Origin of the sequence: Bacterioplanes sanyensis (genome assembly GCF_014652515.1) — a bacterium.
Classification (GTDB): domain Bacteria; phylum Pseudomonadota; class Gammaproteobacteria; order Pseudomonadales; family Oceanobacteraceae; genus Bacterioplanes; species Bacterioplanes sanyensis.
Genome location: NZ_BMYY01000013.1, coordinates 21,391 through 35,786, shown reverse-complemented (window position 1 = coordinate 35,786; position 14,396 = coordinate 21,391). Strand labels below are relative to the sequence as shown.

11 protein-coding genes are annotated in these 14,396 nt (G+C 55.7%); 6 read left to right on the top strand and 5 right to left on the bottom strand.

Features of this window, described 5'->3' with window-relative positions; genetic code table 11:
• Position 1 precedes the first annotated feature (1 nt).
• Positions 2-1,714 (top strand): sulfatase-like hydrolase/transferase, encoded by a 1,713-nt coding sequence (locus tag IE090_RS15210; protein WP_189389643.1) that lies wholly within the window; start codon positions 2-4, stop codon positions 1,712-1,714.
• Here the strand turns inward: IE090_RS15210 and IE090_RS15205 are convergent.
• The 5 genes from IE090_RS15205 to IE090_RS15185 all read right to left on the bottom strand — a co-directional run bounded on the left by IE090_RS15205 (position 1,694) and on the right by IE090_RS15185 (position 7,788).
• Positions 1,694-2,257 (bottom strand): TMEM165/GDT1 family protein, encoded by a 564-nt coding sequence (locus IE090_RS15205; protein WP_189389641.1) that lies wholly within the window; start codon positions 2,255-2,257, stop codon positions 1,694-1,696. The genes IE090_RS15210 and IE090_RS15205 overlap by 21 nt on opposite strands.
• A 251-nt stretch (positions 2,258-2,508) precedes the next feature.
• Entirely contained in the window at positions 2,509-3,486 is a 978-nt protein-coding gene (locus IE090_RS15200) for a cytochrome-c peroxidase (RefSeq protein WP_189389640.1), read from the bottom strand.
• A gap of 394 nt (positions 3,487-3,880) precedes the next feature.
• Positions 3,881-5,569, bottom strand: coding sequence for a methyl-accepting chemotaxis protein (locus IE090_RS15195; RefSeq protein ID WP_189389638.1), 1,689 nt, complete (start codon positions 5,567-5,569; stop codon positions 3,881-3,883).
• 151 nt (positions 5,570-5,720) lie between these two features.
• Positions 5,721-5,978 carry a hypothetical protein gene (locus IE090_RS15190; RefSeq protein WP_189389637.1) on the bottom strand — a complete coding sequence of 86 codons (258 nt, stop codon included), beginning with the start codon at positions 5,976-5,978 and terminating at the stop codon, positions 5,721-5,723.
• 1 nt (position 5,979) lies between these two features.
• On the bottom strand, positions 5,980-7,788 hold the full coding sequence (locus IE090_RS15185; protein ID WP_189389635.1) for a Na/Pi cotransporter family protein: 1,809 nt from the start codon (positions 7,786-7,788) through the stop codon (positions 5,980-5,982).
• Between the two features lie 132 nt (positions 7,789-7,920).
• On the opposite strand from IE090_RS15185, the gene IE090_RS15180 reads away from it, so the two are divergent.
• The 5 genes from IE090_RS15180 (at position 7,921) to IE090_RS15160 (ending at position 14,388) form a co-directional block, all read left to right on the top strand.
• On the top strand, positions 7,921-8,472 hold the full coding sequence (locus tag IE090_RS15180) for an outer membrane beta-barrel protein (RefSeq protein WP_189389634.1): 552 nt from the start codon (positions 7,921-7,923) through the stop codon (positions 8,470-8,472).
• Between the two features lie 71 nt (positions 8,473-8,543).
• Complete coding sequence (locus IE090_RS15175; protein ID WP_189389632.1) at positions 8,544-9,566, top strand: cytochrome-c peroxidase; 1,023 nt, start codon at positions 8,544-8,546, stop codon at positions 9,564-9,566.
• A gap of 5 nt (positions 9,567-9,571) precedes the next feature.
• Entirely contained in the window at positions 9,572-10,912 is a 1,341-nt protein-coding gene (locus IE090_RS15170) for a DUF2252 family protein (protein ID WP_189389630.1), read from the top strand.
• Between the two features lie 2 nt (positions 10,913-10,914).
• Positions 10,915-12,819 (top strand): alkaline phosphatase D family protein, encoded by a 1,905-nt coding sequence (locus IE090_RS15165; RefSeq protein WP_189389628.1) that lies wholly within the window; start codon positions 10,915-10,917, stop codon positions 12,817-12,819.
• 135 nt (positions 12,820-12,954) lie between these two features.
• Entirely contained in the window at positions 12,955-14,388 is a 1,434-nt protein-coding gene (locus tag IE090_RS15160; RefSeq protein ID WP_189389627.1) for a mannose-1-phosphate guanylyltransferase/mannose-6-phosphate isomerase, read from the top strand.
• The last annotated feature ends 8 nt before the right edge of the window (positions 14,389-14,396 follow it).

The following is a 14,396-nucleotide window of genomic DNA, read 5'->3' as shown; positions in this document are numbered from 1 at the left end:
CATGCGGGCTACTTGGTTGTCATTCAAATTTGCGTCGCTGTCACAGTCGTCAACCGCTGCGCGGTTAAAAATGCCGCTCTTAATTGTACTCACGACCACTCTGATGTTGTGTGATGACTTTCTGCAGCAACTATACAGCAGTGCCAATCATGCTCAATTAGAAGGCAGCTACGTTGCCGCTATTCTGCTGGTTAATATTTGTTTGTGGTTTAGCGGCCAGCGCTGGTTGGTTTGGTTGCTGGTCGGCATGTTTGCATTGATGCAGCTGTTGCAGCTGAGTCATATCTCCTTCACTGGCGAGCCGCTCACACCTTATGACATCAGCAAACTATTTGCCGAACGCGAGGAAATTGGCGTTGCCACAGTCCATGCTGCGCCACATCATTGGCCAGTACTCGTGGTGTGGGCTTTGCCTTGGGGGCTGACGTTGTGGTTGTTCCAGCGCTACCTACAACCTAGGCCGTGGCCACTGGCTCTGGGCTGTAGCTTGGTGGTGTTGCTGGCTCTGGCCAGTAAGCCAAATCGCGCTACCTATCGCGATATGATTTTTTTTATGCCAGGCCCAACTCGCAGCTCACTGCATAACTCACTGAATGCTTTCAGTTATTGGGCCGTACGCATGGCCTTTCGCCATCAAACGGTGCAGCTACCCGAGTTTCAGCCCTATCGGTTGCAGCAGTTGCCAGTGGCAGATGTCGATAATTTAGTGCTGCTCATTACTGACTCTGTGCGCTATGACCGCTTGCAACTGGCGGGGGGTGAACGGGAGACGACACCTCAGTTACAACTTCTGTTGCAGCGCGGTGAGCTGCAAGCAAGACAGGGCTTGGCCGCATCCGTGGCCACTGGGGCCAGCTTGCCCTTGCTGCTCAACAGCGTGCGAGAGCCCGGTAATCTGGTGGCGTTAGAATCAGGAGTGGCTAACCTATTTGCCCAAGCTCGGCGTGCTGGGTTTAAAACCTTTTGGCTATCGACTCAGGAGTCGAAAATGCTGAACGGTTTGGGAGTAGAGCATGTAGACGTGGTGGTGACTCGAGAAGATGAGCCATTGGATCTGGCGCAGCAGGGCGATCGTCTGGTTCTGGAATGGTTACAAGAATACTCCTTGGCAGAGAAAAACCTGATTGCAGTGCATGTGCGCTCGGCTCATATTCCCTATCAAGCCGCCTATCGGCATGAACGCCAGCGCTATCATCGCTGGCCCGATGATCAAGGTGACAGTGCTCAGCGCGACAGTAATGCCTACGATAACGCCCTGCTCTACCTCGATCAGCTAGCGGCGGATATCTACCGCTGGAGTCAGCAGTTACCGGGCCGCACGGCCTGGGTGATGACATCCGATCATGGCCAGATGTTAGGCGAGCAGGGCCGTTGGGGCCATAACCGTCTGACACCTATGGTCGCCTCAGTCCCGGTGCTGGCCGCCGGCGCCCAAGCTGACTCGCTGCCGGCAGGCCTAATGAGCCACTATCAATTAAGCAAATGGCTACTGCAACGCTTAGGTGCGCAGTTGCACAACCCCAACGAGGTGGCTGGGGTGCATTACTTTCAGTCAGAAAAGCTCTACCAAGATAACTTGTACCGCATGGTCCTATCACAGCCAGATGGTGTGTACTTCTGTCAGCCCAGCTTGATCAGTCGCTATCCAGATGAAACAGCCTGCGAGCAGACCGAAAGAGTTTGGCCTGAGGAACTAAATGCTAGCCTGCAGTAGCACCCAAAGGCCGACGCCAATAAACAGCGCGCTGGCTGCCAAATGCAGGGAGCGCATGGGCAAGCGCTTAAGCAAGTGATCGCCCATGTACACCACCGGCACATTGGCGATCAACATACCCAAGGTGGTACCGAGGGTAACCCACAGCAGATCGCTAAACTGTGCGCCCAGCAGCACGGTGGCAAGCTGGGTTTTATCGCCAATTTCGGCCAGAAAAAACAGCACAGTCGCGACGAGAAACGCACCTAAATGATCAAAGCGGTGGCTGACGTCTTCGTCTTTATCCGGAATCAGCAACCACAAACCGAGCACAATAAAGCTCGCCGCTAACAGCCAGTCAAACCAATGGGAGTTCAGCCAATGTGCCAGCCAGGTACCGAGCCAGGCAGAGGCCGCATGATTCAGCAGGGTTGCCAGCAAAATACCGGCGATAATCGCAGGCTTGTTGCGAAAACGAGCGGCCAACAGCAAAGATAATAACTGGGTTTTATCACCCATTTCGGCCAGGGCGACCGTGGTGGTAGAGGTTAGAAAAGCATCCATAAGAGAATCCAGGCGGGAATGACAACCAAAGGCAAACGCCCACCTCCCGCCAATTGGAGTGGGTATTTGCCTTAGGTCTCGCCGATATGAAGGTGTTCATACTCACTGGCCACAGGCTGTTGCCTGACTATGTTGACCAGTGAACTGACCGGCTATGTGCCAGTGCAGCCGGCTACTCCCCCAAGACGGCAGCGATCATAGCAGTGCTCGCGAGCGCCAGCAAGCGGCCTCTGGCGCTCTGGTTGTTATGATCAGTTCGGGTTGGGGCGGGGCGTTTCCACGGTAGACGGCGGTAAAATCGGCAGTTTAAAGTCCGGCTGCTTACCTGTCAGACTTTTTAGAAACGCTACCATTTGTTCAGTTTCTTCCGCTTTAAACTCATGGCCTAACTGCAACTCTGCCATCAGGTTCACCGCTTCTGCTAGATCCCAGACGGCGCCATCATGGAAGTAAGGGTAGGTCAGCTCCACATTGCGCAGGGTCGGTACTTTAAATTTAAAACGGTCGATTTCGTTACCGGTAACTGCTGAACGGCCAGCGATTTTACTGTCAGTCTCGTAGGCTTTTACTACCCCCATTTTCTGGAATGAGGTGCCGCCCAACGCTGGGCCGTTATGACAAGCAACACACCCAGTGGACTGAAATAACTCATAGCCAGCTTTGGCTTGGGCCGAAATGGCGTTTTTATCGCCACGCAGATAGCGATCAAAAGGCGAGTCCGGCGTGACTAGGGTGCGCTCAAACTCGGCAATGGCATCGGTTACCTGATCGATGTCGATACTGTCCTTACCGTAAACCTCGGCAAATGCTTGGCGATAGCCGGGAATGCTACGCAGCACATCCAAGGCCAAGGTATGGGTAGAGGCCATTTCACCTGGGTTAGCAATAGGCCCACCGGCCTGCTCCTGTAGCGTTTCAGCACGGCCATCCCAGAACTGGGCGATATTAAAGCCGCTGTTGAGCACCGTCGGAGAATTGATCGGCCCTAGTTGCCAGTCGTGACCAATGGATGTCGGCATGTTGTCACTGCCGCCCATGCTCAAATTGTGGCAAGAGTTACAGGAGATAAAGCCAGATTTCGACAAACGCGGATCAAAAAATAGCATTTTACCCAGCTCAACTTTGGCAGGTGTGGGGCTGGTGTAAGGCTCGATGGGTTGAATCAAGCCGCTGGCCTGACTCATGGCCGCCCCCAAGGTCAGAACGGCTGATAGCGCGAACTTCATCATGGTAAAAACCTCTCTCTATGCATGCGGTTGCGCTTTGATGATAGACAGGCAACCCCCTAGCGCCAGGGCTGATGAATAGCCTTTGAGTTAAATCAAGGATACCTCTGAGTAACTAGGTGCCCGCCCTAGATTGCCGCAGGGCTCGGCATCATGTTGCAAGGCAACAGCAAGAAGCGGCGGCATAGGGCTGGAGTTCGCGGGCGAGGCGTGTCTCGTGTCATGGCGTCTGCACTGACAGCGGCACGCTAAGTCATGCGTCGCCTTTGATCGCTCAGGCGCGCAACAAAGGGCTGCGATGCAATCAACTTGGCGCGTGCTTTAGGCAATCTACGCAAGCAGCACAACAGCGAACCAAGGCGCTGTGGTGCTGTTAGCTTGATCATTAGCCGGCGGGCTACACACGGTACTGCGACACCATCAGCTGCATTTCTTGGGCGACGTTCTCCACCGTCTGGGCGCTGGCGTCGGAGCGACTGGTTTCTTCGGCGGTGTCACGGGCAATGGCCACAATACTGTGTACGTTTTCATTGATGGTGGCGGCGACACTGGTTTGCTCTTCGGCGGCGCTGGCGATTTGGGTGGTCATATCGTTGATCACCTGTACCGCGTTAGAGATGGTGTGCAAGGCCTCGTCTACTTTGCGACTTTCTGTGACGCTGGCACTGCTGCTTTCTTGAATGCTACTAATAACGCGTACGGCATCCCCTGCGCCTTGTTGCAGCCGAGTAATCATGGTTTGAATTTCATCTGTGCTGCTTTGGGTTTTGCTGGCCAGCGAACGTACTTCATCGGCGACCACAGCAAAACCTCGCCCAGCTTCGCCGGCGCGAGCAGCTTCGATGGCGGCATTTAACGCCAGTAAGTTGGTTTGCTCGGCAATGCCGCGAATCACATCCAATACGCTGCCGATGTTTTCGGAATCTTGGCCTAGGCTTTCGATGACTTTAACGCCTTCTTGCACTTGGTTTTCCAGTCCATCAATAACGCCGATGGATTGCCGCAATATTGTCAGCGAGTCTTTGACTTGTTCATCGGCGCTGCTGGCGGCATCGGCGGTAGAGCTGGCATGGCCTGCGACTTCATTTGCGGCGGCTGACATTTCGTTCATGGCGGTGGCCGCTTGGTCACTTTCTTGGTGCTGGCGGTCGGCGCCATTACGAGCATTATCGACGGCTTGGCGCAGTTGCGAGGCGGCTTCAACCAAGGTACGACTGGAGGAAGTAACCCCCTGTACTAGGTGCTGTACTTGGTCAGCAAAGCGGTTAAAAGCACCGCCCAGTTGTGCCAGCTCATCGTTGCCATTAGCGGCCATGCGCCGAGTTAAGTCGCCATCGCCACTGGAAATTTCTTCCATGGCTGAGACGGCACGTTTGAGTGGATTAACAATTAAACGCGCCATCCACAGGGCGGCTGTTGTGATAATGCCGAGAATAATGACGACGGTCAGCAAGGTGTTGATCAGAAACCCGCGATTGCGTTGCTGTATCTCCTGTGCGGCAGCCGCCAGCTCCTGCTCGATATCGTCAATATAAAAGCCCGTTCCCACCATCCACTGCAGCTCAGGGACCACTTCGGCATAAGAGAGCTTCAAGCCATTAGGGTTGCCCGTAGCCGGATTCGGGTAAGCATATTGCACATAGCCATCACCAGTGCGAGCGGCATCAATCAGCTCACGAATAAAAAACACACCGTTTTTGTCTTTGGTATTGATTAAGTTTTTACCGATCAAATCTGGCCGGGTGCCATGAATTTTGGCAACGCCATCAAAGTCGTAGCCAAACATATAGCCGGCGTCGTTATCGAAGCGAAAGCGATGCAGAATCTCGATGGCTTGCTCTCGTGCCTCATCCGCACTGAGGTTGCGATCTTGCAAAATCGGTTTAACTGCCGACAGTGCCATTTGCACGTAGTTTTTCAGCTCCGCGGATTTGCGCGCCATGGCCTGCTCGCGCATGGAGTCGATGCTGGCTCGGGTTTCGTCGGCGCTGGAGACCAGTTTTAGGCCAATCATAATGGTGGCTAGCAATATGACGGGTACGATGCCCAGCAGAATAATGCGAGCTTTAATGGTGAGTGATGGCATAGAGGGTCTCCACAACCTAACAATGAGCCCGAGGCGCTCGGGCTGTGCTTTGAGACTAGCAAAAGTTTAGAGAAAGGCAGTCGTTAGCAGCGGTATCGAAAGGTGATGCAGATCAGTTTTGCGGCAACATCAGGGCTTAGCGCTTGCTGTTTCATCCGTTCGAGCCAGCTTTGAGGTCTTGCAGCGCCGCAACCAACTTGCGCCGCTGCTGCTTTAATAAGGCGATTTTATCTCGCAGCTCTTGCTGATCGTCTTGGCGGTCGGCTTGCTCCAGCTTGTGCTGTAGTTGCTGCTGTTTGTGGCGCAGCTTTTTCAACAGGCGTTGCAGTTTTTTGCGTTGCTGCTGGCGTTGTCGCTCGGGTTCATCAAATAAGGTTTGGATGCGACGCATCAGTTTTTTGTACTTCACCTCAACGCTCCTCTTGGCCGTCGCGCGCCAGCTGGCGGTAGTCTTCATCATTGAGCGACCAGTCGGGATCACCTGTTGTCGCCGGTAACGATAAAAACTCAACCGCCATTAACAGCCGTTTACACACATGCAAGCAATAGCTTTTATCCGTCATGAGTGATGTCGCCATGGCCGCGTTGATTTGGCGCTGTTGAATCAGCAGTTCAAGCTGTTGGTCGAAATCGTCATTAAAGCGCTGTAACTGCAAGTGTTGGCGCTGCAGCAGCAGCTGAAGATCGTCGCTATCATGTTTTTCTAGGGCCTGATCTAGCAGCGTTAACGTCGCGGCTATCTGAGTGCGCAAGCTCTGGTAGCTGGCAGTCATGGCCACTGGCCCTTGGTGCAGGTAGTGGGTCAAATTGTCGAGCAAGTGTTTGACGCCTTTGATGGCTTCTAGCAGGTGAAAGCCAGCGCTGCGCACGCGGCGCAGTTGTTCTTCTTGGGCGATGCCAGCATGGCTGCGCGCCTGAATTAAAAACTCGACAATGGCACTGTAAACCGGTTTGAGTCTGTGTTCGTAGGCTTGCTGCAAATGCTGGTGTTGTTGTTCCGCGTCACTGACCTCGGCGGCGTTGATTAGGCTGTGCTGCAAACGAAAATCGCTACTGCGCCAGCCCAACGCGTGAATCATGGTGTCGCGGCAAAAGCGGTACAGACGCAGGGTCTCGCGTTGGCTCACGTGCAGGGCCGAGGCGGGCGAGGCCAACGCCGCCTCGTTCAAATACCGCGGGCGTTTGATATCGGCTTCCTTGGCCACAATCCAGCGTTGTAACAAGCTGGCCAGGCGATGAATCCAAGGTGTCATTAGCACCACGCCCAGCAGGTTAAACAAGGTATGAAACAGAGCCAGCTTGAGGGTATCGCTGTCTGCGGGTAGCCCTAGCCACTGCGCTAACCACTCGGTTAGCGCCAGCAGCCACGGCAGCAGCAATAACGCCAGCAAGCCTGTTACTAGGTTAAACAATAAATGCCCAGCGGCCAGCTGGCGCCCGGCGTTGTTGGCTCCCATGGCACCAATTAAGGCGGTAATTGTAGTGCCGACGTTGGCACCAATCGCCACCGCCAGTGCGGCCTCATAGTCTATCTGGCCGTTGCTCAGTGCCGTCAAAATCAGCACCAGTGTGGCATGGCTGGATTGCATGATAACCGTGGCCAAAATACCAACGGCGACAAATAACAAGCGTGACAGCCATTGCTGGCTGTCGATGCCATCCAGCATCAGCAGGCTTTCATAAGCGCTAAAGCCTTGCTTCATCAGATGAATGCCAAAAAAGATAAAGCCGATGCCGGTTAAAATATGGCCAATATTTTGCCAACGCCTTCGATGTTGAAATTGCAGCGCAATGCCAAACACCAACAACGGCAGGGCATAAGCCGACAGCTTGATCTTGAGGCCAAACACCGCAATGAGCCAAGCGCCCGTGGTGGTGCCTAGGTTAGCGCCAAACACGATGCCAAGGCCGGCGGCTAAGGGGATCAGCCCCGCCGAAATAAACGAAATACTCAGCACCGACACCAATGAGCTGGATTGCATCAAGGTAGTCGTCACTACGCCAACACTGAGTGACTTCCAAATACGATCGGTGCTGCGCTGTAACCATTGCTGTAACACGCCGCCACTGAGCGCTTTAAAGCCCTTCTCCAGCGATAACATGCCAAATAAAAACAGTGCCACGCCGGCGGCGATTTCTTGAAAGGCGCTGCTCTGCCACAGCGCCACGGCGAGCAAGGTCAAAATAAAGGGAAAAGCCCAGCGGTTCAGTGCATCCATACTTATCCAACGGTGGTCAGGTGCTTCCAGTATAGTGATAGGGCGAGCAATAAGGCTGACGTATTAAAGGTATTTGTTAAACGCCATGCTAATCTAGCGTCCTGATGTAAGGCTCGAAGGGTGGAGTGGTGTATGGCGCTATTGAGTAAAACAGGTGTGACCGGGCTGGCGATGACCTTGCTGCTAGCCGCCAGTGCGCAAGCTCAAGACAATTACTGGCTCATGGCTGCTGGCAGTGGTACGGCTTCGATTCGTGCCGATAGCGACGACGGGGCGGTTCGGGTTAAAGGGGATGGTCACAGTCTTTACGCCGGTCATGCTTGGTCCGTTGCCCCGCGCATAGATCTAACCGCCAGCGCTAACTATGCCCGCTTTCAGGATGTTGAAAAGGTCAACGACAGCGTCGTCGGAGCTGAGCTTGGGCTGCGGCTGCAGTTGCCCGCAGACGGTTTACCTAAACCTGTGTATCTCAGCACCAGTGCTGGCTGGCATTACGCCGATGCCCTAGAGCGCCACGGCGCCTCGCTGATGGCTGGTGTTGGTGTGCCAGTGCTGGTATGGCAACGCGCTTCGATTGATCTGCAATACCAGTATCGCTACTACAACTGGCGCGAGCGTGATGGCTATTACCCGCTGCGCAGCAAGCTCAGCCAGTTTATGCTGGGGGCATCGTTGCAGTTTTAGGGGGCTGCTTTAGGGAACTGCCCTCACGCCACCGGACTCTGACCTGCTCCATAATAAATGAGAGAAAGGTCATGATCCTTCGCCGCTTCATTGTTCCTAAACTGGCAGCCGTTATTCAGTCATGGCTAGCGCGCTGCTGCCTTAGCCTTGCCTTTGGTCTGTTTAGCCTTGCCGCGCAAGCGGATTTACGCGCCCAAGCGCAGGCCATCTTTGGCGATGGTTCGCGCCCAGTGGCTGAGCCGGCGGCGGCAGAGGTTGCTTTGGGGCGCAAGCTGTTTTTTGACGCGCGCATCGGGGTGGACGGCACCTCGTGCGCAAGCTGTCACGCCGCCGAGCATGGCGGTGCCGACGGGCGCGCAACAGCCATTGGCGCTTTTGGCCGTCAGGGCTCACGCAATACGCCCACCATTGTCGATATCGTGCCGCAAATCGCCATGCACTGGACCGGCGACCGCCGCTCTCTGGCTCATCAGGCCATTTCCTCTTTAACGGCGCCGCCCGCCTATGCCCATGAAACACAGCAAGCAGCCGTCAATCGCATGACCGAGCTGGCTGACCTTAAGGCCGATTTCGAACGTGTGTACGGTGAGGTTAGTGCCGAAAATTGGGGCCGAGCGTTGACGGCTTATCAGCAGGCGCTAACAACCGAATCGGATTTTGACCGTTTTTTACAAGGTCGTGCCGATCTTGGTGAAGCGGCCAAGCGCGGTCTGCAAAACTTTATGCAGATCGGTTGTGCCGGGTGTCATAGCGGCCCCTTGCTGGGCGGGCAAAGCTACCAAAAGTTTGGCCTAGTGGCAGATTACACCCGCTATACCGGCTCGGCTGAGGATATCGGGCGTCAGCAGCACACCGGCAAAGCCAGCGATTACCGCGTATTTAAAGTGCCGCCATTGAAACATGCCGTGCAAACCGCCCCCTATTTTCATGACGGCTCGGTATCACAACTGAGCGCTGCCATCGACATCATGGCCAAAGTACAGCTGGGCCAGACATTGTCGCCGGCACAGGTCAGCGATATGGTGGCCTTTTTAACCGCGGCCAGTGCGCCCATGCCGGCACTGCTGAGCCCGCCTGAGTTGAATAGGGAGTGATTTAGATGATCGCAGCAGAGCGCATGTCGGCGGTGATGCAGCGCGTCGATGGCGTGGCGCCAGGCAATGGTCTGGGCAAGCACCAAAAGATGGCGACCAGTCCTTTTTATTTACTGCGCGGCAGTGCTGGGCAGTTCTATCAGGATTTAGCCGACGGCGTAATCAGCTTGCCAGAGGCGCTCATGCATTGGCCGCTGACCCTGGTACAGGGTGACTGTCATGTGTCTAACTTTGGCTTTTTTAGTGAAGAAGGCTCCCACGGTGACTGCATCGTGTTTGCCCCCAATGACTTTGACGATGCCTGTTACGGCCATGCCGGTTGGGATCTGCTGCGCTTTGCCACCAGCTTGGTACTGGCAGTGGATCATTGCCAAGGCACCTTGAATGGTGATTATGCAGCGCCCGCCATCGACGCGTCTTTGTGTGCTGATGACGAAGAACTCACGCAGGCGCTGCAAGCATTTTTGGATGCCTACGAGCGCACCTGTCGGCGGCTGGTGAAAGGCAAAATAGACTACGACCATGCGCTTGATCACTTCGGCAAAGGCCATTTGCTGCGTAAAGCCTTCAAAAAAGCACGGCGTCGTGTGTGCGGCGGCAAAGATTTTAATCGCAAAAGCTCGCTGGCTAAGGCCGTCGATTTAGCCACGCTGCGGTTTCAAACACGACCGGAGCGCTTTGAACGGCTGTCCGATGCTGAGTACGCAGAGGCAGTTGATGCCTTTGCCCCCTATGTCGACGACACCGTTATTGATGTAGTGCGTCGCTTGGATGCCGGCACCGGCTCGCATAACCTGCAGCGTTACTACTTGCTGGTGGGCCCCCAAAAGGCGAAGGAGCGCGACTGGCCGCTGTGCCACATTGTGGAAGTCAAACAACAGCGCGCGGCAGCGCCCTTGCATGCGTTTGCCGCCTTGCATCCAGGCAACCGTTTGAATCCGGCGCATTTAACAGCGGTGTGTCAGCGCCGCATGCAGCGCGCTCCAGATTTGATTGTGGATGAGCTCGAATGGCAAGGCGCACACTGGTTGGTGCGTTCGCGTCATCATGCCCGCGTTGGTCTAGACCCAGAAGACATTGCCTGTGGTGAGCGCGCCGTCGCCGGCGGTTTGAGCGAGTACGCCCGCGCTTGTGGCACCTCATTAGCGCTGGCTCATGGCCGCGGCGACCGACGCAGTCAGCAGTTTGAACAGGCAGTGGTGAACAGTATGGCGCTGATACGCGAGCCGCTGATGAATCTGAGTTTGGAATACGCACGGCAGTTGGTCAGCGACTGGCGGTGGCTGGCAGCAAAGGAAACAGCACCGCAGCCAAATCAGGGTGCCAACCGTCTGCCGGAGCTATAACCATGAACGAACTGCCGCTGATTCTTGCTGGCCCTTGGCTGCGCCATACCCATGCCGACGGCACTACCTTAATGCTAGTGACCTCACGGCCGTTAGCCAAAGAGACAGAGGTCAAACTCTGGTCGCAGCAGGCGACTCAGCTGCAAGCCACGGTATTTGGCTCAGATAAGGTGATAACCGAGCAGCTGCCGCTGGGGGAGTTTTGCTTTTTATACCAGTTGCAGGTGCAGCTTGCGCTTACACCGAGCGAGCGCTGGTACTACGACCTATTAGAGCAGGGCCGATCATTGCTAGCGGCAGACTCGACGCTTTGCTATGAGCAGCAACCGGCTCCGAGCCTGTGCTTTCAGCCCCAGCTCGATACCCTGTGGCATGGCTCCTGCCGCAAGCCCCATTATGACGGTGCCGATGCCTTAGTGCGCGCAGATCACAGTGCCCAGCAGCGCTTGCACCACAACGAGCCCTTGCCTGCATTGCTGCTGATGACGGGCGATCAAATCTATGCCGACGATGTCGCTGGCCCCATGCTGGTGGCGCTTCACCAGCTAATTGCGCGTTTAGGCCTGTACGATGAGCACTGGCAAGGGGCCGACGTTGGTAGCTTAACGGCACTGCTCGAACACCCAGAGTGCTACTACCTGCGGCCACATTTATTGCCCGATGATCGCGCCAGCCAAGATTTGGTAGATGCCTTTTTTCAAGGTGCGCGCAAACCGATTTTTACCTCCGCTGGGGCCGATAATCATGTAATCGCGCTGGCGGAAGTCATCGCCATGTACCTGTTGGTGTGGTCCGACGTGCCGTGGCAGCTGGTGGACATCACGCGCCCACCCCAGCAGCTCAGCGCTGAGCAACAGCAGCGTTATCAGCGTGAGCTGCCGTTAATCGAAGCCTTTGCCAGCGGCTTAGGCCGTGTGCGCCGTTTGCTGGCGCATGTGCCCAGCTACATGATGTTTGACGATCATGACGTGACCGATGATTGGAACCTAACCCGAGGTTGGGAGGAGGCCGCCTACGGCCATGAGTTTTCGCGCCGCATTATTGGCAATGCATTAGTGGGGTACTGGTTGTTTCAGGGCTGGGGCAATCAGCCGCAGCAGTATGCCGAGGTGCTGGCCTGTGCGCGACAATGTCTGGGGCAGCGCGGGCCTTACGACCATCAGGCGCTGATCGATCAGCTGTTAGATTACAGCGATTGGCACTTTGTGTTGGCGACCCAGCCCAAGGTGGTGATGCTGGATACCCGCACCCATCGCTGGCGCTCCGAAAGCAGTCCAGGCAAACCCTCAGGCTTAATGGATTGGGAAAGCCTGAGCGAGCTGCAGCAACAGCTGCTCGATCAGCAGCAGGTAATTATGGTGTCGCCGGCGCCGGTGTTTGGCGTCAAGTTGATTGAGGTGATTCAGCGGGTATTTACCTTCTTTGGCCAACCCCTGATGGTGGATGCCGAAAACTGGATGGCGCATCCGGGCGCGGCCAACGTGCTGCTGAATATTTTTCGCCACCCACGCACGCCGCCGCAGTTCATTATTTTATCTGGCGATGTGCACTACTCCTTTGCTTACGATGTCAGCATTAAGCACCGCCGTCACAGCCCGCGCATTTTGCAGATTACCGCCAGCGGCCTGAAAAATACCTTTCCGGCGGCGCTGCTGCGTTGGTTCGATCGCCTCAATCGCTGGCTGTATGCCAGCCGCTCGCCACTCAACTGGCTCACCAAGCGCCGCGCCATGCGCATTCGCCAACGCTACCCGCATCCACGCCAAGGGCGGCGCACCTTATTAAACGGCAGTGGCATGGGTGAGCTGCAATTAGCGGATGACATTGATGACATGCAAGTAAGGGTGTTGCTGAGCGATGGTAGCGATATCGACTTTCCACCGCGCGGTGAGCACGAGCATCGCTAAGCCATAGAAGAATGCCTTGGCCAGCCCTTTACACTTTGCCTGCACTTTGCAGCGGCTGTGCGTCTGGGTTGACCTCGCGCATCGTGATATATTCCCGCGTCGTTTTATATCCTGCTGAAGAGAGGACCTGCACGCATGATCCCCGTCATTCTCGCCGGCGGTTCAGGGACCCGATTATGGCCGCTGAGTCGCGCTGCGTTTCCGAAACAGTTTCTGCCACTGGCTGGCCAGCTCACCATGTTGCAGCAAACCACGGCACGCTTAAATGGCATGGAGATGGCGCAACCCATCGTCGTGTGCAGTGAACAGCATCGTTTTTTGGTGGCCGAGCAACTGCGCCAGCAAGACATTCATGCTCAAATTCTGCTGGAACCGTGTGGCCGCAATACCGCACCTGCCATTGCTTTGGCAGCCTTGCAAGCACGCCAGCGCAGCGAAGAAGACGCGGTATTGCTGGTGCTGGCTGCTGACCATGTGATTGAAAACACCGAGGCCTTCCAACAAGCGGTGACCTCATTGTTACCGGCGGTGCGCGACGGCCAGTTTGGCACCCTAGGCATTGTGCCCACTGAAGCCGCCACCGGTTATGGCTATTTAAAAGCCGGCGCTCGCCAATCTGGCGGCCTGCAAGCGGTAGAGCGTTTCGTTGAAAAGCCGGATGCCGCCACCGCCGAAGCCTATGTCGAAAGCGGCGACTATTTCTGGAACAGCGGCATGTTTATGTTGCGTGCCGACCGCTATTTAGAGGCGCTACGTCAGCATCAACCAGAGATGTACGACGCCTGCGAAAAAGCCATGGCTCACACCTGTGCCGACATGGACTTTGTGCGCGTTGATAGCGACGCCTTTGCGCAAAGCCCGTCGGATTCCATCGACTACGCCGTGATGGAGCCACTGACCGCCGGCGACCACAGCCCCATCGTGGTAGCGCCGCTGGATGCGGGCTGGAGCGATGTCGGCTCTTGGTCGGCGCTGTGGGAGATCAGCCCGAAAGACGAGCACGGCAATGCCTGCTTGGGTGCCGGCGCAGATTGCCACGCCATCATGCAAGACACCAGCAACTCGTTGGTGTTTAGCGAGCGCCGTTTGGTCGCCACCTTAGGTGTGGATAACCTGGTGGTGATCGACACGCCGGATGCCGTGCTGGTGGCAGATAAAGACAAAGTGCAAGACGTTAAGCACATCGTTGGCCACATTCGCGAGCAGGGTCGCGAAGAGCATATCCAGCATCGTGAGGTCTATCGCCCTTGGGGGCGCTACGACTCCATCGACAGCGGTGAGCGCTACCAAGTAAAACGCATTACCGTGAACCCGGGCGCCAAGTTATCGGTGCAAATGCACCACCATCGCGCTGAGCATTGGATTGTGGTCTCGGGTACTGCCAAGGTCACCAACGGTGACGACACCTACTTGGTGACAGAAAATTGCTCTACCTACATTCCGGTGGGTCAGGTGCACGCGTTGGAAAACCCAGGCGTGATCCCGCTGGAAATGATCGAAGTGCAATCGGGCAGTTATTTAGGTGAAGACGACATTGTGCGGCTGGAAGATCGCTATGGTCGCGTCTAACCAGCCAA